Here is a 21,895-nt window from a genome sequence, read left to right as displayed (position 1 = left end):
GTCGATCCCCCGAGGGGATGAGGACCGGCTTGGGAGCGGCCCTGCGCTCGGTCCTCATTTCGCTTCCTCGTGCAGCGGCAGCACATCCTGCTCAATCGCGCCGAACAGGCTCTGACCGTCCTTGCCCTTCATCTCGATGCGCACCGTGTCGCCGAACTTCATGAACTCGGTCTTGGCCTCGCCGCCGCTCTCGATCATCTCGATGGCGCGCTTCTCGGCGATGCAGCTGTAGCCCTTGGCCCAGTCCTTGTTGCTGACCGTGCCCGAGCCGACGATGGAGCCGGCTCGCACATTGCGCGTCTTGGCGATGTGGGCGATCAGCTGGCCGAAGTGGAAGGTCATCTCCGGCCCGGCCTCGCATTGGCCGACCTTGCGGCCGTTCCACATGGTCTGCAGCGTGAGGTGCAATCGTCCCTTCTTCCAGGCCTCGCCCAGCTCATCGGGCGTCACCGCCACCGGGCTGAAGGCCGTGGCCGGTTTGCTCTGGAAGAAGCCGAAGCCCTTGGCCAGCTCGTTCGGGATCAGGTTGCGCAGGCTCCAGTCGTTGGCCAGCATCACGAGGCGCACACCTTCCAGCGCCGCATCGGGGCCGGTGCCCATGGCCACGTCGCCGGTGATCACGGCGATCTCGGCCTCGAAGTCGATGCCCATGGCCTCGGAGACGAAGCGTGCGCCTTCGCAGGCGCCGAGGAAATCGTCGCTGCCGCCCTGGTACATCAGCGGGTCGGTGTAGAAGCTCTCGGGCACCTCGGCGCCACGGGCCTTGCGCACCAGCTCCACATGGTTGATGTAGGCCGAGCCATCGGCCCACTGGTAGGCGCGCGGCAATGGCGCCATGCAGCGCTGCGGCTCGAACGGGAAGGCATGGCGGGCCTTGCCGTGGTTGAGGTTCTGGGAGATTTCTTCCAGCTGCGGCGCGACGAAGTTCCAGTCGTCGAGCAGCTGCTGCATGCGGGTGGCGATGCCGCTGGCGAAATGGGCCTGGCTCAGGTCGCGCGAGACGACCAGCAATTGGCCGTCGCGGGAGCCGTCGTTGTAGGTGGCGAGTTTCATTGCTATTCGGTGACGATGCGGAATGTCTTCCGCGTTGGCTAGCATTGTCCACATGCTGCAAGCCCTGCCGACGACCCCATTGCCTTCCTCGCCCCGCCGCCCGGTGCTGGTGGGCGCCTTGGTAGCGGCCGTGGGCCTGCATGCCCTGCTGGTCTGGAGCCTGATGGCCCGTGCGCCGGCCTTGCCCTTGGGCGTACAGGCGCGCGTGGTGACGACCAGCCTGCTGCTGCCCGAGTTAGCGCCTGCGGCCCAGGCGGAGCCGGCACCCGTTGAGGCCCCGCGCCCGGCTCGCGTGCCCGGCCGGGCTGCGCGGACCATGCCGGAGCAAGCCGTCGCAGCGACCGCCGCGCCGCAGACCGTGGCAGGCTTCAGCTGGCAGTACCTGCTGGTCCAGGGCGACAAGCAGGGCACGGCGCGCCTCAGCTGGCGGCCGAGCGAGGGGCACTACGAGGCCTTGCTGGAGCGCGAGCTCGAGGGCAAGGCCCTGCCGGCCTGGCGCAGCCTCGGTGACCTGGACCCCGAGAGCGGCCTCGCACCGCGCCGCTTTGCGCAAAGGCAGCAGGGCAAGCAAGGTCCACGCGACCGCCAGGCCACGAACTTCCGGCGCGACGAGGGCCTGATCAGCTTCTCGGCCAGCCCGGCCCTCTTGCCCTTGCAGGAGGGCGCGCAAGACCGTATCAGCTGGTGGCTGCAACTCGCCGCCCTCGTGGATGCCGAGCCGCAGCGCTACCAGAGCGGCACCGAACTCGTGATGCCGGTGGCCACGCTGAAGGGCGAGCTGCAGCAATGGCATTTCCGTGTGCTGGATCAGGAAGGCATCGAGCTGCCGGCCGGGCGCCTGGCGCAGAGCCTGCACCTGCTGCGCGAGCCGGTGGGCGCCTGGGATGCCCGCATCGAGCTGTGGCTGGATCCGGCCCGCCACCACCTGCCGGTGCGCGTGCGCCATGTGCAGGGTGGGGTGCTGCGCTGGGAATTGCTGCTGCAGCGTGACGAGCAGCCGCCCGCGCCGTGATCTTGTGCCGCTTCCACCACAGGGCGGTCTCATGGATTCCCCCGAGATAAGGGGCTTTCTGCCAGTATTTGTTCCAGAGCGCCCTTGAATGCGCTTAGTCTGGATCCAGCTACCGGCCATAGGAGAGTTCTCATGCACATGCTTTACAACTCCCCCAGCTACATCGTGGTCCAGTTCGAGGTGCCGGTTGATACGGGCGTCAGCGAAGAGGCCTCGCAATGTCTCAGCCGGGGTGGCTTCGAGATCGTCGACAAGTTCGCTCGGCGAGAGATCTTCATCGAGGGGGCCATGGCCCAGCAGTTCCAGGAAGGCGTCGAGGCGCTGATCGGCGACCGTGAGCCCTCCGAGGACGAGCTGGACGATTTCATCGAGCGCTACGCGAACATGGGACAGCAGCCCGTCGTGATGCATTGAACAGCAGGGGCCCTTCGGGGCCCTTGTTCTTGGCGCCGCGCTGCGCCAAGATCGGACCACGCCGCCCCACGAAGGGGCGGGCGCAGGTAGCGAGGAGTGGCCCCATGGTCAAGCGTCTGGCAGAGCAGCAACGTGTGCTGGCTTCGCCCGGGCTCAGCAATGCCCCGGTGCTGGATCGCATGTGCTCGCATTTCGTGCTGACGCTGACGGTGCGCCATGCCGGCCGCTTCAACCTGCGGCGCGATTTCAACGGCCTTTTGTCCTTCACCGGCCGCCACCTGGTCTGGCCGGTGCGCGTGCTGACGCGGCTGCGCGAGTTCCTTGAACGCCGCGTGCAAGGCAACGAGCTGTGGGCTGGGCATGCAGCGCTCGATGACGCCGCCTTCCTCGACCGCTTCGGTGTCTGGAGCGGCCCCTTCGCCGAGGCCACGCTGTTCTTCTACCTCGACGAGTATGTGAAGGACGCGCCGAAGGACGTGCTGGCCGTGCTCGCCACCACCTGCGACCACCTGGACCGGCAGTTGAAGCGCGAGCACACCCTGGTCGAGAAGAACATCGCCGCGCTCGGCAACCTCCTGCAGCTCAACCCGGCCGAGCGCGCGCTGCTGCTCTACGGCACGCTGGCCCGCTACCAGCGCGAGCTGCGCGGCGCCCTGGTCGAGTTCAAGGTCAACAACGCGCAGGAGGCCTTCGCAGCGATTGCTGCCGTGGCTGGCGTGGACGAGCGCGATGTGGCCGAGGCCCTGCGCGCCGGCTCGCGGCTCGAGCGCATAGGCATGGTCGAGAACCTGATCTCGGAGCACAACATCACCGACCTGGCCGACCTGATGAAGGTCAGCGATCAACTGCCGCCGGTGCTGATGCGCGAGTACCAAGGGCCGCATGACCTGATGGCCGTGTTCACGCGGCCCGTGGTCAAGAGCACGCTCACCGGCCGCGACTTCCAGTTCGTGGCTGAGGACCTGCAGGTGCTGGGCACGCTCTTGCGCCAGGCCGTGGAGCGGCGCGAGCCCGGTGTCAATGTGCTGCTCTACGGCCCGCCCGGTACCGGCAAGACCGAGCTGGCCAAGGTGGCGGCCGAGGAGGCGGGCCTCGATCTCTACGAGGTCGAGTACGCGGACCGCGACGGCAATTCGCTCACCGGCCGCGACCGCTACCGCTCGCTGCAGATCAGCCAGCAATTCCTCAAGGCCAGCGAGAAGGTGGCCTTGCTGTTCGACGAGGTGGAGGACGTGTTCCCGCCGCTGTCCAGCGACACCATGCAGCTGATGGCCCGGCTCGATTCGGCGCTGGAGGCACCGCATTCGGCCTCGGTCAGCGGCAAGGCCTGGGTCAACCAGATCCTCGAGACCAACCCGGTGCCGGTGGTCTGGGTCACCAATCGCATCGAGCAGATCGACCCGGCCTTCCGCCGCCGCTTCCAGTACCACCTGGAGCTGAAGTCGCCGCCACCCGGCGCGCGCCTCGGCCTGGTGCAGCGGGCGCTGGCCGAGGTCAAGGTCGGCGAGGGCTTTGCCGAACGCCTGGCCGAGCGCCGCGCACTCACGCCGGCGCAGATCCGCACGGCGGTACGCTTTGCCCAACTGGCCGGCGATGGGGCGAACAGCGAGCAGCTGATCGAACGCCAGCTGCTGAATGCCGACAAGGCCCTGGGCACGAGCGGCCAGGACTCCCGCACTCGTCAGGTCGTGACGCAGTACGAGCCCGAGCTCTTGAACTGCGAATCGCGCTTCGAGATACCGCGCATCGTCGAGGCCCTGCAGCGCCGGGGGCGTGGCAATCTCTGCTTCTTCGGCCCGCCGGGCACTGGCAAGACGGCCCTGGCCGAGCACATCGCTCAATCGCTGCACCGGCCGCTGATGGTGCGCCAGGCCAGCGACCTGATGAGCAAATTTGTCGGCGAGACCGAGACCAACATGGCCCGCATGTTCGAGGCGGCCGCCCATGAGGGCGCGGTGCTGCTGCTCGATGAAGCCGACAGCTTTCTGCGCAGCCGCCGCCGGGCCGAGCGCAACTACGAGGTGAGCGAGGTCAACGAGATGCTGGCCGGCATGGAGCGCTTCGACGGGCTCTTCATCTGCACGACCAATCTGTTCGACGAGCTGGACGAGGCGGCCTTGCGCCGCTTCGCCTTCAAGATCCGCTTCCATCCGCTCAAGGCCGAGCAGCGCGAGCGCATGTTTGCACGCGAGGCGCTGGGCGGTGATGGGATGGCACTGAGCGCCGAGCAGCGCGAGCGGCTGGCCTTGCTGGACCAGCTGACCCATGGCGACTTCGCCGCCGTGGCCGAGCAGGTCGCCATCCTCGGCGAGGCCTTCACGCCGGACGAGTTCCTCGCCCAGCTGGAGTCCGAGCACCGCGTCAAGCCGGAGGTCCGGCAAAGACGCGGTATCGGTTTCAGGTAGATCGCATTTACTTGGCCGTCACCAGGCCGCGCTTCACCAGCAACGGCTCGATCTGCGGCGCATGGCCGGTCAGCTTGACGAACATCTGGATCGCGTCTTCGGCACCGCCGCGTGACAGCAACGTCGCGCGGAACTTGTCGCCGTTCTCGCGCTTCAGGCCGCCGTTGGCGTTGAACCAGGCCACCGTGTTGGCGTCCAGCACCTCGCTCCAGATGTAGGCGTAATAACCGGCCGAGTAGCCGCCCATGATGTGGCTGAAGTAGGGCGTGCGGTAGCGCGGCGGCACCGGGGCGAAGTCGACGCCAGCTTCCTTCAGCGCCTTGGCTTCGAAGGCCATCACCTGGTCGGCGGCGGGCACATCGGCGGCCTTCAGCTGGTGCCAGCGCTGGTCCAGCAGGGCGGCGGCCAGGTACTCGGTTGTGGCATAGCCCTGGTTGAACTTCTTGGCGGCCGCCACCTTGTCCAGCAAGGCCTGCGGCATGGGCTCGCCGGTCTTGTGGTGACGCGCGTAGTTGGCCAGCACGCTGGGCCAGCTGGCCCACATCTCGTTGACCTGCGAGGGGTACTCGACGAAGTCGCGCGGCACGCTGGTGCCCGAGAAGCTCGGGAACATCACGTTCGAGAACATGCCGTGCAGCGCATGGCCGAACTCATGGAACATGGTGTTGACCTCATCCCAGGTCAGGAGCGTGGGCTGGCCGGCGGCCGGGGGCGGGATGTTCAGGTGGTTGGCCACCACGGGCAGGGTGCCGAGCAGCTTGTTCTGCTGCACATAGGCATTCATCCAGGCACCGCCGCGCTTGCTGGGGCGCGAGTACATGTCGGCGATGAAGATGGCCAGCTGCGAGCCGTCGGCGTTGTAGACGTCGTAGACGGTCACGCTCGGGTGGTAGACCGGCAGGTCGGCGCGCTGCTTGAACTTGAGGCCGTAGAGCTGGCCGGCGGCGTAGAACACGCCTTGCTCCAGCACCGTCTTCAGCTCCAGGTAGGGCTTGAGCTGCGATTCATCGAAGCCGTACTTGGCGGCGCGCAGGCGTTCGCTATAGAGGCTCCAGTCCCAGGCTTCGAGCTTGAAGGTGGGCTGCTTCTTGGCGGCTTGCTCCTGGTCGATCAGGGCTTGCAGCTCGGCGGCCTCGCGCTTGGCCGAGGCCACGGCGGCGGGGGCCAGCTTGCCCAGCATGTCGTTCACGGCCTGCGGCGTTTTGGCGGTCTCGTCCTGCAGCACATAGTCGGCATGCGTGGCAAAGCCCAGCAGGGCGGCGCGCTCGGCACGAAGCGTGGCGACGCGGGCCACGATGGCGGTGTTGTCGAAGCTGTTGCCACGGCTGCCACGCGCCACCGAGGCCTTGTACAGGCGCTCGCGCAGCGCGCGGTCGGTCAGCTGATTCAGGTAGGGCTGGCCCGTGGTGTTGAGCAGGGCGATGACGTACTTGCCTTCCAGTTTGCGGGCCTTGGCCGCTGCGGCGGCACCGGCAATCTGATCGGGCGTGAGGCCGGCGAGCTGCTCGGCGGTGTCGACCACGAGGGCCGAGTCATTGACTTCGGCCAGCACGTTCTGGTTGAAGCGCGTGGACAGCGTGGCCATTTCCGAGTTGATGGCCTTGATGCGGGTCTTCTGCGCCTCGTTCAGCTGGGCACCGGCGCGCACGAAGTTGCGCTGGTAGCGCTCGATCAGGCGCACGGACTCGGCATCGAGGCCGAGCTTGTCGCGCTGGGCGTTCAGCGCCTGGATACGGGCGAACAGCTTGGCATTCAAGGAGATCGCATCGCGGTGGGCCGAGAGCTTGGCGGCGTAGTCGGCCTGCAGCTTCTGACGGGCCGGGTTGGTATCGGCGCCCAGCAGCGAGAACAGCACGGTGCTGGCGCGGCCCAGGGTCTTGCCGCTCTTCTCGAGCGCGACGATGGTGTTCTCGAACGTGGCGGCCGCCGGGTTGTTGGCGATGGCTTCGACCTCGGCCAATTGCTCCGCCATGCCGGCGTCCAGGGCCGGGCCGAAATGCGTGTCGGCGATCTTGTCGAAGGCCGGGTACTGCAGGGGCAGCGTGCTGGGCTTGAGCAGCGGGTTGTCGGTGGCCGGTTGGGCCAGGCTCAGCGAAGCGGCAGCGGCCAGGGTGGCGGTCGCGGCCATGGCACGAGACAAGCGGGAAATCCTCATGGGACAGGCTCCAAATGCGGGATGCGAAGCGCGCAAGGCTAACCGATGAGGCCGAGCCCAATCAAAAACCATGGCATCGTTGCGGCATGAACGACGGCTCCAAAGAACTCCCCGCCTCCCTCAAGCTCGGCACCCTCTGGCTGCTGGTGATGCTGCTGGTCTTCCTCGGCTTCAAGGCCTGGGAGCGCGAGCAGGGGCGCAGCCGCATCCGCATCGACAGCAATGGCGAGATCGTGCTCAAGCGTGGGCCGGATGGCCACTTCCACTGGCCGGGTCGGCTGGGCGAGATCGAGGTGATGTTCATGGTCGACACCGGCGCCACCTCCACCGCGCTGCCCGAGCGGCTCGCGCGCGAGGCTGGCTTGCTTTCCGAGGGCGAGGTGCGCTCCAGCACGGCCGGGGGTGTGGCCACCGGCTGGCGGGCCCGGGCCCATCTGCAGCTGGAGGGCGGCGTGGAGGCGCGGCAGCTGCCGGTCACGGTGCTACCGCAGCTGGATGCGCCGCTGCTCGGCATGGACATGCTGTCCAAGCTGCAGATGAGCATGAGCGGCAATGAGCTGCGCTTGAGAGGAAACCGTTGATGTGGGTTCGAATTCTGTTGACCGGCCTGCTGCTGTGGGCCGGTGTTGCTCACGCCCAGGATTGCCCCAGCGTGCCTCAGCCCAGTGCTGCCGAGCTGCGCAAGCTCGAAGCCGAGGCGGTGGACCGCGGCCCGCTGTGGCGCATCCGCCGCGACGGCCACGACAGCTACCTCTACGGCAGCATCCACGTCGGCCGCCCGGGCTGGCTGTTCCCGGGGCCGGCCTTGCGAGAGGCCTGGAGCAAGACCGAACTGCTGGCCGTGGAGCTGGATGCCAACGATCCGCAGTTCCCGTTGGCGCTGCGGGCCTTGCCTGCCATGCCGCTCGACCTGCGCAGCGAGCGCCGGCTGCAGGCCCAGATCCGGGCCGCGTGCATGCCCGAGCAGGCCCTGGCCGGCCTGCATCCGCTGGTGCAGCTCTTGACGCTGGTGGGCCTGTCCGGCCGTGCGGATGGGCTGGACCCGGCCTATGCCCAGGAGTTCGCGTTGTTGAACTGGGCGCGTCGGGACGGGCGAGCCATCCATGCGCTGGAATCGGTGGCCGAGCAGTTGGCGGCGGTGGTGCCCGCCGATCCTGCAGCGGCCAGGCGCGAGCTGTCGCTGGGCCTTGAGCAGCTGGAGAAGCAGCGCCTGCGCCCCGTGCTGCGCCGCACGGCCGAGGCCTGGGAGCGTGGCGACATGGCGGCCCTGCTGGAGGTGTCCATGACCACTTGCCACTGCGCGGACGACGAGATCGAGCGTGCCCAGCTGGCCCGCATCAACGACGGCCGCAACGAAGCCCTGGCCTCGCGCATCACCGCCCTGCATGGCTCGGGCAAGCGGGTGCTGGTGGCGGTGGGGGCCCTGCACATGAGCGGCGACAAGGCCTTGACCCGACTGCTGCGGGCGCAGGGCTTCGAGGTGGAACAAGTGCTGCCCAAGCCGCGCTGAGCGCGTAGGATGCGCTCACCCTCTTCAAAGCGGAGACAGCGCGCATGGCCGACACCAGCTTCACCAAGTTCGTCCCGGGTTTCGACTTCCTGCAAGGCCTGGTCAAGAACGCCGGCTCGGCCCTGCCGGGCATCGGTCAGTGGGTGGCGCCCACGCTGAACCCGGAGGAGCTGGGCAAGCGCATCGAGGAGCTGCGCACCGTGCAGTTCTGGCTGGAGCAGAACGCCCGCATGCTGAACGCCACCATCCAGGCGCTGGAGGTCCAGCGTATGACGCTGTCCACGCTGCAGACCATGAACGTGCCGCTGGCCGAGCTGCGCGACAGCCTCAAGATGCCCATGCCGGAGATGCCGGCTTTCCCCGGCCTGCCGGCCAAGCCCAAGGCTGCGGCACGCGCCAAGAAGGTCGTGGAGGACAAGGCAGAAGCCGCCAAGCCCGCGACCAAGGCCGATGCCAAGACACCGCCGGTCGATCCCATGCAATGGTGGGGGGCGCTCAGCCAGCAGTTCACCCAGCTGGCCGCCAATGCAATGAAAGACCAGGCCACCGATGCCGCCAAGAACCTGGCCGGCGCCATGGTCAAGCAGAGCTTCGACGCCGCCGGCGAGACGCTGCGCAAGGCCGCCTCGATGCCCGGCGCCGTGGCCAGCACGGTGGCCAAGGGCCTGGCCGGCAAGCCCGCCGCCAAGAAGGCAGCCGCCAAGACGACGGCGCGCCGCCGCTGAAAGCCTTGTTGCGGGCCGCCATGAAGCCCTTTGCCAGCGCCCATGCCACCCATCCGCTGCCGCAGATGGCGATGGCGCTGGCGGCCGCACAGATCGAGGCCCAGCGCGCCACATCGGGCCTGCAGCCCACGCTGGGCTGGCTTTACCTGAGTGCGGCCTTCGTGCCGGCCGCCGAGGCCCTGCTGGACGAGGCCCGGCAGCGCTGGCCGGGCGTGGCCTGGGTGGGCTGCAGCGCCGTCGGCCTGATCGCCGGTGAGGCTGAGTACTTCGATGAGGAACCGGCCCTGGCCTTGATGCTGGCCGAGCTGCCGCAGGAGCAGTTCCGCGTTTTCTCCGGCGCTCGGCCGCTCGCGCGCTGGCCGGCGCGGCTGGCGCAAGTCCATGCCGATGCCACCGCTCCCGACCTGCCCGAGCTGCTGCTCGACATGGCCGGCCACACGGCCGATGGTTATTTGTTCGGCGGCCTGCCCAGCAGCCTGAGCACCGAGCCGGGCCTGCAGATCGCCGACGGCGTCTGGCGCGGCGGCCTCTCGGGCGTGGCCTTTGGTGCCGGCGTCGACATCATTTCGCGCGTCAGCCAGGGCTGCCAGCCGCTGGGCGAGGAGCGTGAGGTCAGCGACTGTGACGGCAACCTGCTGCTGGCGCTGGACGGCGAGCCGGCACTGGATCTGTTGCTGCAAGACCTGACCCTGCCGGTGCTGACCGAGGCCGACGACTGGCGCGAGGCCTTGCCACGCCTGCGCCAGACCCTGGCCGGCCTGCGCCGCAGCGAGTTCAGCACGCGCCAGCGGCCGCATGCCTTGGGGCCCGAGGTGATGGTGCGCCACCTGGTCGGCATCGACCCTGCGCGCCACGGCGTGGCCATCAGCGAAGGCCTGCGGCGTGGCGACCACCTGAGCTTCTGCCAGCGCAACCGCGAGGCGGCGCGGCTGGACCTGGTGCGCATCTGTGCCGAGCTGCGCGAGCAGGCCGGCGAGCGGGCGATGCTGGGCGCCGTGTACGTGAGCTGTACCGGCCGCGGCGGCCCGCATTTCGGCAGCCCCTCGGCCGAGGCACGCATCGTCCGCCATGCGCTCGGTGAGGTGCCCCTGGTCGGCTTCTTCGCGGGCGGCGAGATTGCCCATCAACAGCTTTATGGCTACACCGGCGTGCTGTCGGTATTCTTGGGACCATGACCCTGGATCGTCGCAGCCTGCTTCTCGCCGCCGGGGCCCTGGCTTCTGGTGCCTCCGGGGCCGCCCCCGACAGCAACCCTGCTCTTGTCATCCGCGTGGCCAAGCACGAGGCCATGCAGGATCCGCAGATCCGCTATGTGCTGCTGCTGCTGCGCCTGGCCCTGGAGCGCAGTGGCCAGAAGATCGAGATCCAGTCGAGCCGCAATGTGATGGTGCAGAGCCGCGCCCTGCTGGAGCTGGCCCGGCCCGAGCCCAGCCTCGACGTGTTCTGGACCATGACCAACCCCGAGCGCGAGCAGCAGCTCTTGCCGGTGCGAATCCCGCTGGACCGCGGCCTGCTCGGCTGGCGGCTCTTGCTGGTGCGCAAGGCCGAGCTGGAGCGCTGGGCCGGCGTGCACACGCTGGAGCAACTGGCCGTGCTGCAGGCCGGCCAGATGAACGACTGGCCCGACACCGCCATCCTGCGCGCCAATGGACTCAGGGTGCAGACCGGCACGCATTTCGAAAGCCTGTTCGGCTGGCTGGCCGAGGGACGTTTCGACTACTTTCCGCGCTCGGTGCTGGAGATCGGCCTGGAGGCGCTGGAGCATGGGCCGCAGGGCCTCGTGATCGAGCCGCACCTGATGCTGCAGTACCCGGCGGCGCTCTACTTCTTCGTCGCACCCGCCAAGCCGCAGCTGCATGAGCAACTGAGCCACGGCATGGAAGCCCTGGTGGCCGACGGCAGCCTGGAGCGGCTCTGGCAGGCCCAGTTCGGCGACATCGTCGAGCGCTACCAGCTGCGCGCGCGCCGCCTGCTGAAGCTGAGCAACCCGCTGATGCCGACCAATGCGCCGCTGGCGCGCAAGAACCTCTGGTTCGGGATTTGAAGGCGTTGAGTCTCTTCAGGGGGGCGGAAGGCGCCAGCTATCGATGATGCGTTGGTATTCCCCTGTGGCCTTCAACGTCGCAAGTCCGCGGTCCAGCAGGGCTGCATGGCGTGAGGCCTCGGGATGCCGCTTCGAGAAGGCCACATAGATCGGCAGATCGCTGAAAGCCTTGCCCACCCGCTTGAGCTTGCCGCGAAGTTCGCCGGCGTTGGTTTGTTCCAGGTGCTCGAACACGCGGTCATCCATCACGGCGAAGTCGGCGCGGCCGGCTGTGAGCATGCGCAGATTGGCCAGGTCGGTGAGCGCCACCACGCGGACGATGGCCTGGTTGGCCTCGATCGCGTCGCCGTAGGAGGCGCCGTGGGTCAGGCCCACGCGCCGGCCCGACAGCGCTGCCGGCCCGAGACCGCTTTCCAGGCTCGTGGCCTTGGCATAGATGCCATTGCTGTTCAGCAGCAGCGGCGTGGCGTGGAACAGGAAGGAGTCCTGGCTGTGCTTGAGGTCCTGGCCGCTGTTGAAGCAGCCCAGCTCATCGCCACGCTCCACCAGGGCCATGCAGCGCGCGAACGGCATGCTCTTCAGCTGCAGGCTCACGCCCACGCCTGCATAGGCGGCGCGCACCAGGTCCACCGTCAGGCCGACGATGCGGCCGTCGCGCTGGGCCGTGTAGGGATACCAGTCGTTCTCCGCCACCAGGGTGATCTGCTCGGCGCGTGCCGGCGCCTGGCCCAGTGCCAGGGCGAGGAGGAGGGCATGGAGCAGCGCGCGCATGGTCCGATCCAATATAGACCCGTCGGGCCTCAGCGTGGTCGCCGACCTGTCCCCTGATTGATGCCCAGCCCCAGCAGCACGGCCGCCGTGCCCGCCCATTGCAAGGGGCTGGGCCATTCGCCGAAGGCCGCCGCCGCCGCCAGCAGGCCGACCACCGGCACCAGCAGCGACCAGGGCACGATCTGGCTGGCCGCATGGCGCTTGAGCAAACGCGTCCAGAGGCTGTAGGCCAGCAGGGTGGCCAGCAAGCCCAGGTAGAGCACGGCCGCGCAGGCGCGCCAGTCCATCGCATGGAGCTGCTGGCGGATCGGGTCGTGCCCCTGCTGCCAGAGTGCCAGCGCGCAGAAGGGCAGGATGGGCACCAGGCTGCTCCAGGCGATGAAGGCCACCGGGTCGTAGTCGCCCTGGCGCGCGGCGAAGCGGCCGACGAGGTTCGAAAGCGCCCACATGAAGGCCGCACCCAGCGTCAGCAGGAAACCGATCAGCGTCATCTGGCCCGGCCCCTCACCATGGGCCGAGGCGATGGCGACGAGGCCCAGCAAGGCCACCGTGAGCCCGAGCCACTGCGAGCGCCGGGTCGGCTCGCCCAGCAGTGGCGCAGCCAGCAGCAGGGTGAAGAAGGCCTGGGTCTGCATCACCACCGAGGCCATGCCCGCCGTCATGCCGAGCTGCAGGCCGGTGAACAAGAGGCCGAACTGGCCCACGCCCTGGGCCAGGCCATAGGCCAGCAGATAGCGCCAGGGCAGGGGCGGGCGGCGCCAGATCACCAGCAGCGCCGCGGCTGCCACGCAGAAGCGCAGGGCGCCGAGCAACATCGGCGAGAGGCCCTGCAGACCCAGCTTCATCACGACGAAATTGAGGCCCCAGATGACGACGACGGCGGCGATGCGCAGCGCGTCGCCGCGGCTGAGCGTCGTGTTCATCGCGTGAGCTTCCGGCCTTGTGCGGCGCGGGCTGCAACGAAGGCCTCGAAGGCTTGTGCGCTGGTCTTGCCGGGCACGAAGCCGAGCTCCTCTTTCAGGCGCCGGTTCAAGAGCACGGGCCGGTAGCGCAGGAAGTCCAGCTGCTCAGGCCCGTAGCGGCTGACGCCCAACTTCGAGCCCACGGCAAGGGCGAACTGCAAGAGGCCTGCCGGCAGGTCCAGCACCGGCTTGCCGAGCCGCGCCGCGATCTCGCGCAGCGGCAGGGCGCCATCGCCGGCCAGGTTGAAGAGCCCGGCGCGGCCGGTCTGCAGCGCATGCAGGAAGGCGGCGCAAACATCCTCGTCCCAGATGAAGACGAAGGGGCTGTCGCTGCCGCGTATCGCCAGCAGCCGCTTCTTCTCGAACAGCGCCGTGATCTGGTTGTCGACTCGCTCGCCGAGGATGGTGCCTATGCGGAACACCGTCTGCTTCAGTTCGGGATGGCGGGCGCGGTACTCGGCCAGCATCTCCTCGACCAGGCGCTTGTGGTGCGAGTAGGCAAAGCTCTCATTGCCGCGCAAGGCCTGGTCCTCGCTGATCCAGTCCGGGTTGTCGGGGTGGTAGCCGTAGGCCGCGCCGCTGCTGCTGACCAGCAGGTGCTGCACGCCGGTGGCCACGCAGGCCTGCAGCACGTTCTTGCTGCCCAGCACATCGACCGAGTACTCCAGCTCGCGGCTCGAATCGCGGCCCGGCGTGACGATGGAGGCCAGGTGGACGACGGTGTCGATGCGATGCAGCTGCAGCGCATGCACGAGGCTGGCATCGCGCACATCCTGGCGCTCGTAGACCACGCCAGGCATGCGGCGCTCGGCCGGTACTTCCCGCACGTCCTGCGCTACCAGCCATTCGCAGCAGCCGGCCTTGGCCAGCGCCAGCACGAGCGAGCGGCCGAGAAAACCGTCCGCACCTGTGATCAGTACCCTCATTGGATATCGCCCTTGAAGCGCGTTCGTGCGGCCGGCCGTCGGGCCCACCAGGCCGCCAGGCCCATGCCGATGATGATGTCCAGGAAGCCCCAGGCGCCGGCCACCACGGCCATGCCGCCGAGGCCGCCGAAGAAGCCGAAGATCAGCACGAGGCCGAGGCCCGCATTGCGGATGCCGACCTCGACCGACATGGCGCGCCGCTCGTACTCCGCCAGCCCGGCCAGTGCCGCGCAGCCGTAGCCGAGGCCGTAGGCCAGGGCGTCGTGCAGCACGACGGCGCCCAGCACCAGGCCCAGGTACTCGAGGAAGTAGCGCCAGTTGCCGGCGATGGCCGCGACGATGAAGAGCACGAGGCACAGGAAGCTGAGCAGGCGTGCCGGCTTCTTGACCTTGTCGGTGAAGGCCGGCAGCAGTCGCGCGCAGGCCATGCCCAGCACGAAGGGCAGGCCGATGATGATGACGATGTGCAGGCCCATCTCGCGCGGGTCCAGCGCAATGGCCTTCAGCAGCGGTGCCGCGGTCGGATGCAGGCCGCCCCAGAAGGCCACGTTGAGCGGCATCAGGACGATGGCCAGGGCGTTCGAGACGGCCGTCATCGACACCGAAAGCGCCACATTGCCGCCGGCCCGGTGCGTGATGATGTTGGAGATATTGCCCGGCGGGCAGCAGGCCACCAGGATCATGCCGAGGGCAATGCTGGGCGCCGGCTGCAGCACGAGGGTCAGGCCGTAGGTGATGGCCGGCAGCAGCAGGAACTGCGCGGCGATGGCCACGGCCATGGCCAGCGGCATGCGGGCCACGCGCTTGAAATCCTCGACCCGCGTGTCCAGCGCAATGCCGAACATCAGGAAGGCCAGCACCGCATTGAGCGCCTGCAGCGAGGCCGGATTGAAGTTGAGGCGGACCTCGTCGACCGGGATCATGCAGTGCCTCCGGCCAGGGCCGCCGATTCGGCGCGCACCGTGCGGCGGTAGACGTCCTTGTTGACGTAGTAGGCCATGCGCTCCAGCTTCAGGTAGCGGTAGCCGCCGCTGAGGTCGGGCGGCGGGCCCTGGATCTTGGCCGTGAAGGCGGCGGCCCGGGCCGGCTCGTCCTGCTGGGCCTTCAGGAAGCGCGCCACCAGCTCGGCCTGCTCGTAGCGGCCCTGCCAGCCGAGGCCGCTGGCCTCGACCATGCCGATCACGGCCAGGTTCGTGAAGCGCGGCGCGAAGATGTTCAGGTAGAGCCGTGGTGCCATGCCCTGCCAGTTCAAGAGCTCGCGGCTGATGAAGGGGTAGTGCAGCTGGTAGCCGGTGGCGGCCAGCACCAGGTCGTAGCCGCGCGAGCTGCCGTCCTTGAAGTGCACGGTCTGGCCCTCGAAGCGCGCGATGTCGGGCCGCACCTTCACGTCGCCATGGCCGATGTGATGCAGGATCAGCGAGTTCACCACCGGATGAGATTCGTACATCCGGTATTCGGGCTTGGGGAAGCCGAAGCGCACCGGGTCGCCGGTGAACCACTGCAGGATGCGGCTGTCGATGCGCTGCTTCAGCCAGGGCGGCAGCGTGAGCTTGCCGCCAATCGTGTCGGCCGGCTTGCCGAACACGTACTTGGGCACGAAGTAGTAGCCGCGCCGCACCGAGATGTCCACGCTGTCGGCGTAGTGCACCGCGTCCACCGCGATGTCGCAGCCCGAGTTGCCGGCGCCGACGATCAGCACCCGCTTGCCCTTGAACATCTCGGCGCTCTTGTAGGCGCTGGTGTGGTGCAGCTCGCCGGTGAAGTGGCCCTCGAAGCGGGGCATGTTCGGTTCGGCCAGCGTGCCGTTGGCGATCACCACGGCCTTGAATTCGGCGCTGTGCTCGCTGCCATCGGCCCCGAGCCAGCTGACGCGCCACAGCGGCGCCGGGCCGCTGCCCACCGGCTCCACGCGCTGCACCCGTGCGCCGAAATGGTAGTGATCGCGCAGGCCGAATTTGTCGGCAAAGGCCGCGAAGTAGCGCTGCAGTTCCTTGTGGCTGGGGTAGTCGGCCACCGACTCGTCCATCGGGAACTCGGTGAACTCGGTCATGCGCTTGCTCGAGATCAGGTGGGCCGACTCGTAGACCGTGCTGCGCGGGTTGGCGATGTTCCACAGGCCGCCCACATCGCTGTAGGCCTCGAAGCCCTGGAACGCGAGGCCGGCCTTCTGCAGGTTGCGGGCAGCCGCGAGGCCGGAGGGGCCGGCGCCGATCAGGGCGATGGAAGTTCGGGTGTCGCTCATTGGTCGGCAGCTTAGCCAGCAGGAATAATCATCTCGGATTGTTTTGCAGATTCGTCCCGGATTCCGAGATTCATGACTGCCCAAGCCCAAGCTGAACCCGATGCCACCCCCGGGCTGCGCCTGCTCGAGCTGCTGGAGCTGCTGGCCCGCACCGGCGAGCCGCAAAGCCTCGCGGAGCTGCTGCCGCAAGCCAGCTGGCCCAAGCCCACGCTGCACCGCATGCTGCAGCAGCTGGAAGCGGGCGGCTGGCTGCAGCGCGAGCCCGATGGCCGCCGCTATGCGCTGGCGGGCCGCGCCCGGGCGCTGGCCGAGGCCACCTTGTCGGGCAGTGCCCAGGCCGGTGTGCGCCATGCGGTGCTGCGGGCCCTGGTGGCCGACATCGGCGAGAGCTGCAACCTCACGGCGCTGTCGGGCGCCGAGGTGATCTACCTGGACCGCGTGGAGACGGCCTTTCCGCTGCGCCTGGAGCTCAAGCCCGGCACCCGCGTGCCGCTGCATTGCTCGGCCAGCGGCAAGCTCTTCCTCGCGTTCGCGCCAGCGCGCCAGCGTCAGCAATTGCTGGCCGGCCTCGCCCTGACCCGCCACACCACCAGCACCCTGCACAGCCGCGAGCAACTGGAAGCCGAGCTGGCCCGCATCCGCCGCCAGGGCTATGCGGTGGACGACCAGGAGTTCGTCGAAGGCCTCAACTGCGTGGCCGTGCCGGTGCGCGAGAGTGGCGCCTCGGCCGCCAGCCCGGCGCGCTGCGCGGTGGCGCTGCAGGCGCCTAGTGCACGCTTGCCCTTGAGTCAGGCGTTGGGCCTGGTGGGCCGCTTGCGCGAAGCGGCGGCTGCGCTGGCGCGCAGCCTCTGATCAGCGCGGCGCGCCGGGCAGGTCCAGCTTGTAGCTGCGGTAGTCGAAGGCGATGTCCGGCGGCGGCGCGGTGCGCAGCAGGTACAGGCGCCGTTTGTGCAGCTCGACGAACTGCAAGGGTGCCTGCAGATGCTGGCGCATCAGTGCCTGCAGCGAGCCGTCGGCATAGGCCCGCTGCAACCCCTCGGTCAGCCGTTCGATGGCGGCCTGGTTGTCGCGGTGCGTATAGAGGAAATGCGGCAGGTCGTAGTGCAAAGCAAACGTGCGGTCCAGCACCAGGTCCGGCAGGCCGGCCTGGGCCTGTGATTCGGCCTGCACTTCCAGCACGCTGCGGCAGAACAGGTCGGCGCGGCCCTTGGCCACCATGCGGAACAGCGAGTCGTAGCTGGGGCTCTCGGTGACGTGGAAGCCGTTGGCCCGCAGCACGGCCACATCGGCCCAGCCCGTGCCCTGGACCAGGCTGAAGCGCTGGCGCAGCTCGTCCAGCGTGCGCGTGCTCGCCACGGCCTCGCGGGCTTGCGGCGACACGAAGCAGACCCGGTAGCCGGTGACCCCGAGCATCAGCGGGAAGCGCACCGGCGCCAGCGAGCCCACGGCGCGCGCCTCGGCCGGGCCGGCGAGGATCATCAGATTGGGCTGGGTCTTCTGGCGGGCACTGATCAGGGCCCGCTGCTTGTTCATCGGCGGCGAGTTCAGCAACTGGTAGGGGCCATGGCTGGCCACGGTCTTGTCCAGCGCCAACTGGATGGCGGCATTGAGGTAGAGCTGCCGCTGGTCGGACGGGCTCTCGGGTGCGCGCAGCGTCAGCTGGAACTCGCTGGCAGGTGTCGCCGGGGCCGCCGAGGCACGACCAGCTATCAGGAGCGCGAGGAGGGCGGTGCGAAGGCGCTTCACGATGGTGCAGGGAGAGCTGCGGGCATTAGAGCGCATCGAAGCCGCTACAGTCACGGCTTGTTGCCGGAGATGCCTGTTGTCGAACGCCTCTGATGCCCCGCACGCCAGTGCACGCCGCCAGGCCCAGGCGCGCCTGGTGGATGCCTTGCTGAATGTGCTGCCCGCCCATGCACTGCTGTGGCAGTCGGAAGACACCACGCCCTATGAATGCGATGGCCTGACCGCCTATCGCACGCGGCCATTGGCCGTGGCCCTGCCCGAGAACGAGCAGCAAGCCGGCGCGGTGCTCAAGGCCTGCCATGAGCTGCAGGTGCCGGTGGTGGCGCGGGGCGCGGGCACCGGGCTCTCGGGCGGCGCCATGCCGCATGAGCAAGGCCTGACCCTGGCCCTGGCCAAGTTCAACAAGATCATCGCCATCGACCCGCTGGCCCGCACGGCGCGTGTGCAATGTGGCGTGCGCAACCTCGCCATTTCCGAGGCCGCCGCGCCGCATGGCCTTTATTACGCGCCCGACCCCAGCAGCCAGATCGCCTGCACGATTGGCGGCAACGTGGCGGAGAACTCCGGCGGCGTGCACTGCCTCAAGTACGGACTCACGCTGCACAACGTGCTGAAGGTGCGCGGCTTCACGGTGGAGGGCGAGCTGGTGGAGTTCGGCTCCGAGGCGCTCGATGCCGCCGGGCTCGACCTCCTGAGCCTCATTGTCGGCAGCGAGGGCATGCTGGCCGTGATCACCGAGGTCACCGTCAAGCTGACGCCCAAGCCGCAATTGGCGCGCTGCATCATGGCCAGCTTCGACGACCTGCGCAAAGCCGGCGAGGCCGTGGCCGCCATCATCGCGGCCGGCATCATCCCGGCCGGCCTCGAGATGATGGACAAGCCGATGACGGCGGCGGTGGAAGACTTTGTCCATGCCGGCTACGACCTGACGGCCGAGGCCATCCTGCTGTGCGAAAGCGACGGCACGCCGGAAGAGGTCGCCGAGGAGATCGAACACATGAGCGCGGTGCTGCGCGAGAGCGGCGCCACGCAGCTTTCGGTCAGCACGGACGAGGCCCAGCGCCTCAAGTTCTGGAGCGGCCGCAAGAACGCCTTCCCGGCCTCGGGCCGCATCAGCCCCGACTACATGTGCATGGACTCGACCATCCCGCGCAAGCGCCTGGCGGACATCCTGCTGGCCATCCAGCAGATGGAGATCAAGTACGGCCTGCGCTGTGCCAATGTATTCCATGCTGGCGACGGCAACCTGCATCCCTTGATCATGTTCGACGCCAGCGACGCCGACCAGCTGCACCGCTGCGAGCAGTTCGGCGCCGAGATCCTCGAGACCAGCGTGGCCATGGGCGGCACGGTGACCGGCGAGCATGGCGTGGGTGTCGAGAAGCTCAACTCCATGTGCGTGCAGTTCTCCGCCGAGGAGCGCGCGCAGATGATGGCGGTCAAGCGCGCTTTCGATCCCACCGAGGGGCTCAACCCTGGCAAGGTCATCCCGACGCTGCAGCGCTGCGCCGAGTACGGCCGCATGCATGTGAAGCGCGGGCTGCTGGCCTTCCCCGAGCTGGAGCGCTTCTGATGACGGCGGCCTTGAAGGAATTGCAGGAGCGGGTGCGCGGGGCCACGGCGCCGTTCGAGATCCGCGGCCAGGGCAGCAAGCGCTTCTACGGCGGCGAGCCGCGCGGTGAGCTCTTGAGCACGGCCACCCTGAATGGGATCACGAGCTACGAACCCAGCGAGCTGGTGGTGACGGTGCAGGCCGGCACGCCCATCGCCGAGCTCGAGCGCGTGCTGGCCGAGCAGGGCCAGCAGCTGGCCTTCGAGCCGCCGCGTATCAATGGCGAGGGCACGGTCGGCGGCATGGTGGCGGCGGGCCTGGCCGGGCCGGCGCGAGCGCAGGCCGGCGGTGTGCGCGACCATGTGCTCGGCATCACGCTCTTGAACGGCAAGGGCGAGCTGATGAACTTCGGCGGCACGGTGATGAAGAACGTGGCCGGCTACGACGTCTCGCGCGTGATGGCGGGCTCCTTGGGCGTGCTGGGCCTGATTGCCGAGGTCTCGCTGAAGGTGCTGCCGCGCCCGGCTGTGCAGGCCACCTTGCGCTTCGAGATGGAGCAGGCCAAGGCATTGGAGCAGCTGAACCGCTGGGGCGGCCAGCCGCTGCCGGTCGGCGCCAGTGCCTGGTGGGATGGCGCCCTGGTGCTGCGCCTCGCCGGGGCCGAAGGCGCGGTGCGCAGCGCCTTCCACAAGCTCGGTGGCGAGCTGATACCGGACAGCCTGGCCCTGCCGTTCTGGGAAGGCCTGCGCGACCAGCGCGATGAATTTTTCGTAGGTGCCGAGCGTGCCGTCGCGGCTGGCGCGCGGCTCTGGCGCTTGTCGCTGCCGCAGACGGCACCGGCGCTGAAGCTGCCTGGCGAGCAACTGATCGAATGGGGCGGCGCCCAGCGCTGGGTCACGACCAGCGCGCCGCCGGCCCAGCTGCGCGAGGCCGCGAGCAGCGTGGGCGGCCATGCCACGCTGTACCGCGCGCTGGACAAGAGCCCCGGCGTGTTTGCGCCGCTGTCGCCGCCGCTGGCGCGCATCCACCAGCAGCTGAAGCTGGCCTTCGACCCCAAGGGATTGTTCAATCCGGGTCGCCTCTACCCCGACTTCTGATGCAGACAACACTCGCCCCGGAATTCCAGAACACGACCGAAGGCAAGACCGCCGAGGAGATCCTGCGGCGCTGCGTGCACTGCGGCTTCTGCACCGCCACCTGCCCGACCTACCAGCTGCTCGGCGACGAGCTCGACGGCCCGCGCGGCCGCATCTACCTGATGAAGCAGGTGCTGGAAGGCGAGACGCCCACGCGCAAGACCCAGGAGCACCTGGACCGCTGCCTGACCTGCCGCAACTGCGAGAGCACCTGCCCCTCGGGCGTGCAGTACGGCCAGCTGCTGGAGATAGGCCGCAACATCGTTGAGGCCAAGGTCGAGCGTCCGGCCGAGGAGCGCCGCAAGCGCTGGCTCTTGAAGGAGGGCCTGACCTCGCGCGCCTTTGCCCCGGCCATGAAGCTCGGCCAGCTGTTCCGCCCGCTGGTGCCCGGTGCGTTGAAGGACAAGATCCCGACGCGTGCGGGCAAGCGAGCCCACCAGTGGCCCACGCGTCAGCACAAGCGCAAGGTGCTGCTGCTGCTGGGCTGCGTGCAGCCGGCCATGATGCCCAACATCAACTCGGCCACGGCTCGCGTGCTCGATGCCGCCGGCGTGCAGACCCTGGTGGCCGATGGCGCGGGCTGCTGCGGCGCGGTGCGCAGCCATCTGAGCGACCACGAGGGCGGCCTCGCCGACATGCGCCGCAACATCGACGCCTGGTGGCCGGTCTTGAAGGCCGAGCCCGGGATCGAGGCCATCGTGATGAATGCCTCCGGCTGCGGCGTGACGGTCAAGGAGTACGGCCAGTCCCTGAAGCACGACCCCGAGTACGCCGAGAAGGCCGCCCGAATCAGCGAGTTGACCCGCGACCTGAGCGAGCTGCTGCCCTCGCTGATCCCGACGCTGAAGACGCGTTTGAACAAGCGCAGCGGTGGCACCGTGGCCTACCACCCGCCCTGCACCTTGCAGCATGGCCAGCAGCTGCGCGGTGGTGTGGAGGCGGGGCTGCGCGAGCTGGGCTTGCGGGTCGAGACGGCGGCCTGCGAGAGCCATTTGTGCTGCGGCTCGGCCGGCACCTACTCGGTGCTACAGCCCGAACTGTCGCGCCAGCTGCGCGACCGCAAGCTGGCCAACCTCGCGCCGCTGCAGGCCGAGACCATCGTCTCGGCCAACATAGGCTGCATCCAGCACCTGCAGTCAGGCACGGCCGTGCCGGTGCAGCACTGGGTGGAGCTGCTGGACGCCCAGCTGCGCTGACCTCATTTCTTTACATGCGGCGGTTAGAGTCGCCGTTCATCTTGTT

20 protein-coding genes are annotated in these 21,895 nt (G+C 68.6%); 12 read left to right on the top strand and 8 right to left on the bottom strand.

Annotation, left to right across the window (positions count from 1 at the left end):
- Positions 1 to 54: 54 nt before the first annotated feature.
- Complete coding sequence (locus tag J7U46_RS15820; RefSeq protein ID WP_282827517.1) at positions 55 to 1,053, bottom strand: fumarylacetoacetate hydrolase family protein; 999 nt, start codon at positions 1,051 to 1,053, stop codon at positions 55 to 57.
- Between the two features lie 52 nt (positions 1,054 to 1,105).
- On the opposite strand from J7U46_RS15820, the gene J7U46_RS15815 reads away from it, so the two are divergent.
- From J7U46_RS15815 to J7U46_RS15805, 3 genes are all read left to right on the top strand, one after another.
- Positions 1,106 to 2,065 carry a DUF3108 domain-containing protein gene (locus J7U46_RS15815; RefSeq protein ID WP_282827514.1) on the top strand — a complete coding sequence of 320 codons (960 nt, stop codon included), beginning with the start codon at positions 1,106 to 1,108 and terminating at the stop codon, positions 2,063 to 2,065.
- A 132-nt stretch (positions 2,066 to 2,197) separates the two neighbouring features.
- A complete protein-coding gene (locus J7U46_RS15810; RefSeq protein ID WP_282827512.1) occupies positions 2,198 to 2,479 on the top strand; it encodes a DUF3567 domain-containing protein in 282 nt (93 codons plus the stop codon).
- Positions 2,480 to 2,583: 104 nt separating this feature from the next.
- Positions 2,584 to 4,884: an AAA family ATPase gene (locus tag J7U46_RS15805; protein WP_282827510.1), complete on the top strand. Its 2,301-nt coding sequence runs from the start codon at positions 2,584 to 2,586 to the stop codon at positions 4,882 to 4,884.
- Positions 4,885 to 4,891: 7 nt separating this feature from the next.
- Here J7U46_RS15805 and J7U46_RS15800 read toward each other — a convergent pair whose 3' ends face one another.
- The gene (locus J7U46_RS15800; RefSeq protein ID WP_282827508.1) at positions 4,892 to 7,039 is read right to left on the bottom strand and encodes a M3 family metallopeptidase; all 2,148 of its coding nucleotides are present in this window, start codon (positions 7,037 to 7,039) and stop codon (positions 4,892 to 4,894) included.
- An 86-nt stretch (positions 7,040 to 7,125) separates the two neighbouring features.
- Between J7U46_RS15800 and J7U46_RS15795 the strand changes: the two genes are divergently transcribed.
- From J7U46_RS15795 to J7U46_RS15775, 5 genes are read left to right on the top strand one after another with little or no spacing between them, the layout of a single operon-like run.
- Positions 7,126 to 7,620 (top strand): retropepsin-like aspartic protease, encoded by a 495-nt coding sequence (locus J7U46_RS15795; protein WP_282827506.1) that lies wholly within the window; start codon positions 7,126 to 7,128, stop codon positions 7,618 to 7,620.
- The gene (locus tag J7U46_RS15790) at positions 7,620 to 8,549 is read left to right on the top strand and encodes a TraB/GumN family protein (RefSeq protein WP_282827504.1); all 930 of its coding nucleotides are present in this window, start codon (positions 7,620 to 7,622) and stop codon (positions 8,547 to 8,549) included. The genes J7U46_RS15795 and J7U46_RS15790 overlap by 1 nt, the downstream gene beginning before the upstream one ends.
- Before the next feature lie 44 nt (positions 8,550 to 8,593).
- Entirely contained in the window at positions 8,594 to 9,274 is a 681-nt protein-coding gene (locus tag J7U46_RS15785; protein WP_282827502.1) for a PhaM family polyhydroxyalkanoate granule multifunctional regulatory protein, read from the top strand.
- Between the two features lie 20 nt (positions 9,275 to 9,294).
- Positions 9,295 to 10,449, top strand: a complete 1,155-nt coding sequence (locus J7U46_RS15780; RefSeq protein ID WP_282827500.1) for an FIST N-terminal domain-containing protein — start codon at positions 9,295 to 9,297, stop codon at positions 10,447 to 10,449.
- Positions 10,446 to 11,318, top strand: a complete 873-nt coding sequence (locus J7U46_RS15775) for a hypothetical protein (RefSeq protein WP_282827498.1) — start codon at positions 10,446 to 10,448, stop codon at positions 11,316 to 11,318. The genes J7U46_RS15780 and J7U46_RS15775 overlap by 4 nt, the downstream gene beginning before the upstream one ends.
- Positions 11,319 to 11,333: 15 nt before the next feature.
- Here the strand turns inward: J7U46_RS15775 and J7U46_RS15770 are convergent, their stop codons facing one another.
- Genes J7U46_RS15770 through J7U46_RS15750 form a run of 5 tightly spaced genes read right to left on the bottom strand, consistent with a single transcriptional unit; the run spans position 11,334 to position 16,219 of the window.
- Positions 11,334 to 12,089 carry a transporter substrate-binding domain-containing protein gene (locus J7U46_RS15770; RefSeq protein ID WP_282827496.1) on the bottom strand — a complete coding sequence of 252 codons (756 nt, stop codon included), beginning with the start codon at positions 12,087 to 12,089 and terminating at the stop codon, positions 11,334 to 11,336.
- A gap of 29 nt (positions 12,090 to 12,118) precedes the next feature.
- A complete protein-coding gene (locus J7U46_RS15765; protein WP_282827494.1) occupies positions 12,119 to 13,012 on the bottom strand; it encodes an EamA family transporter in 894 nt (297 codons plus the stop codon).
- Positions 13,009 to 13,977: an SDR family oxidoreductase gene (locus J7U46_RS15760; RefSeq protein ID WP_282827492.1), complete on the bottom strand. Its 969-nt coding sequence runs from the start codon at positions 13,975 to 13,977 to the stop codon at positions 13,009 to 13,011. The genes J7U46_RS15765 and J7U46_RS15760 overlap by 4 nt, the downstream gene beginning before the upstream one ends.
- Positions 13,974 to 14,900, bottom strand: a complete 927-nt coding sequence (locus J7U46_RS15755) for a bile acid:sodium symporter family protein (RefSeq protein WP_282827490.1) — start codon at positions 14,898 to 14,900, stop codon at positions 13,974 to 13,976. The genes J7U46_RS15760 and J7U46_RS15755 overlap by 4 nt, the downstream gene beginning before the upstream one ends.
- Positions 14,897 to 16,219 carry an NAD(P)-binding domain-containing protein gene (locus J7U46_RS15750; protein WP_282827488.1) on the bottom strand — a complete coding sequence of 441 codons (1,323 nt, stop codon included), beginning with the start codon at positions 16,217 to 16,219 and terminating at the stop codon, positions 14,897 to 14,899. The genes J7U46_RS15755 and J7U46_RS15750 overlap by 4 nt, the downstream gene beginning before the upstream one ends.
- A 72-nt stretch (positions 16,220 to 16,291) precedes the next feature.
- On the opposite strand from J7U46_RS15750, the gene J7U46_RS15745 reads away from it, so the two are divergent.
- Positions 16,292 to 17,071 carry an IclR family transcriptional regulator gene (locus J7U46_RS15745; protein ID WP_282827486.1) on the top strand — a complete coding sequence of 260 codons (780 nt, stop codon included), beginning with the start codon at positions 16,292 to 16,294 and terminating at the stop codon, positions 17,069 to 17,071.
- Here J7U46_RS15745 and J7U46_RS15740 read toward each other — a convergent pair whose 3' ends face one another.
- On the bottom strand, positions 17,072 to 17,965 hold the full coding sequence (locus J7U46_RS15740; protein WP_282827484.1) for a hypothetical protein: 894 nt from the start codon (positions 17,963 to 17,965) through the stop codon (positions 17,072 to 17,074).
- Positions 17,966 to 18,038: 73 nt separating this feature from the next.
- On the opposite strand from J7U46_RS15740, the gene J7U46_RS15735 reads away from it, so the two are divergent.
- Genes J7U46_RS15735 through glcF form a run of 3 tightly spaced genes read left to right on the top strand, consistent with a single transcriptional unit; the run spans position 18,039 to position 21,849 of the window.
- A complete protein-coding gene (locus J7U46_RS15735; RefSeq protein WP_282827622.1) occupies positions 18,039 to 19,538 on the top strand; it encodes an FAD-linked oxidase C-terminal domain-containing protein in 1,500 nt (499 codons plus the stop codon).
- Positions 19,538 to 20,614 carry a glycolate oxidase subunit GlcE gene (gene glcE / locus J7U46_RS15730; RefSeq protein ID WP_282827481.1) on the top strand — a complete coding sequence of 359 codons (1,077 nt, stop codon included), beginning with the start codon at positions 19,538 to 19,540 and terminating at the stop codon, positions 20,612 to 20,614. The genes J7U46_RS15735 and glcE overlap by 1 nt, the downstream gene beginning before the upstream one ends.
- The gene (gene glcF / locus J7U46_RS15725) at positions 20,614 to 21,849 is read left to right on the top strand and encodes a glycolate oxidase subunit GlcF (RefSeq protein ID WP_282827479.1); all 1,236 of its coding nucleotides are present in this window, start codon (positions 20,614 to 20,616) and stop codon (positions 21,847 to 21,849) included. The genes glcE and glcF overlap by 1 nt, the downstream gene beginning before the upstream one ends.
- Positions 21,850 to 21,895: the final 46 nt, after the last annotated feature.

Origin of the sequence: Pelomonas sp. V22, assembly GCF_030014915.1 — a bacterium.
In the GTDB taxonomy this organism is placed as follows: domain Bacteria; phylum Pseudomonadota; class Gammaproteobacteria; order Burkholderiales; family Burkholderiaceae_C; genus JAUASW01.
Note: the sequence above shows the minus strand (reverse complement) of the source record. Positions and strands in the feature narration are given on the sequence as shown.

Coding starts and splice junctions, on each gene's coding strand:
- J7U46_RS15820 (WP_282827517.1), bottom strand. CDS start 1,053: ATGAAACTCGCCACCTACAACGACGGCTCCCGCGACGGCCAATTGCTG.
- J7U46_RS15815 (WP_282827514.1), top strand. CDS start 1,106: ATGCTGCAAGCCCTGCCGACGACCCCATTGCCTTCCTCGCCCCGCCGC.
- J7U46_RS15810 (WP_282827512.1), top strand. CDS start 2,198: ATGCACATGCTTTACAACTCCCCCAGCTACATCGTGGTCCAGTTCGAG.
- J7U46_RS15805 (WP_282827510.1), top strand. CDS start 2,584: ATGGTCAAGCGTCTGGCAGAGCAGCAACGTGTGCTGGCTTCGCCCGGG.
- J7U46_RS15800 (WP_282827508.1), bottom strand. CDS start 7,039: ATGAGGATTTCCCGCTTGTCTCGTGCCATGGCCGCGACCGCCACCCTG.
- J7U46_RS15795 (WP_282827506.1), top strand. CDS start 7,126: ATGAACGACGGCTCCAAAGAACTCCCCGCCTCCCTCAAGCTCGGCACC.
- J7U46_RS15790 (WP_282827504.1), top strand. CDS start 7,620: ATGTGGGTTCGAATTCTGTTGACCGGCCTGCTGCTGTGGGCCGGTGTT.
- J7U46_RS15785 (WP_282827502.1), top strand. CDS start 8,594: ATGGCCGACACCAGCTTCACCAAGTTCGTCCCGGGTTTCGACTTCCTG.
- J7U46_RS15780 (WP_282827500.1), top strand. CDS start 9,295: ATGAAGCCCTTTGCCAGCGCCCATGCCACCCATCCGCTGCCGCAGATG.
- J7U46_RS15775 (WP_282827498.1), top strand. CDS start 10,446: ATGACCCTGGATCGTCGCAGCCTGCTTCTCGCCGCCGGGGCCCTGGCT.
- J7U46_RS15770 (WP_282827496.1), bottom strand. CDS start 12,089: ATGCGCGCGCTGCTCCATGCCCTCCTCCTCGCCCTGGCACTGGGCCAG.
- J7U46_RS15765 (WP_282827494.1), bottom strand. CDS start 13,012: ATGAACACGACGCTCAGCCGCGGCGACGCGCTGCGCATCGCCGCCGTC.
- J7U46_RS15760 (WP_282827492.1), bottom strand. CDS start 13,977: ATGAGGGTACTGATCACAGGTGCGGACGGTTTTCTCGGCCGCTCGCTC.
- J7U46_RS15755 (WP_282827490.1), bottom strand. CDS start 14,900: ATGATCCCGGTCGACGAGGTCCGCCTCAACTTCAATCCGGCCTCGCTG.
- J7U46_RS15750 (WP_282827488.1), bottom strand. CDS start 16,219: ATGAGCGACACCCGAACTTCCATCGCCCTGATCGGCGCCGGCCCCTCC.
- J7U46_RS15745 (WP_282827486.1), top strand. CDS start 16,292: ATGACTGCCCAAGCCCAAGCTGAACCCGATGCCACCCCCGGGCTGCGC.
- glcE (WP_282827481.1), top strand. CDS start 19,538: ATGACGGCGGCCTTGAAGGAATTGCAGGAGCGGGTGCGCGGGGCCACG.
- glcF (WP_282827479.1), top strand. CDS start 20,614: ATGCAGACAACACTCGCCCCGGAATTCCAGAACACGACCGAAGGCAAG.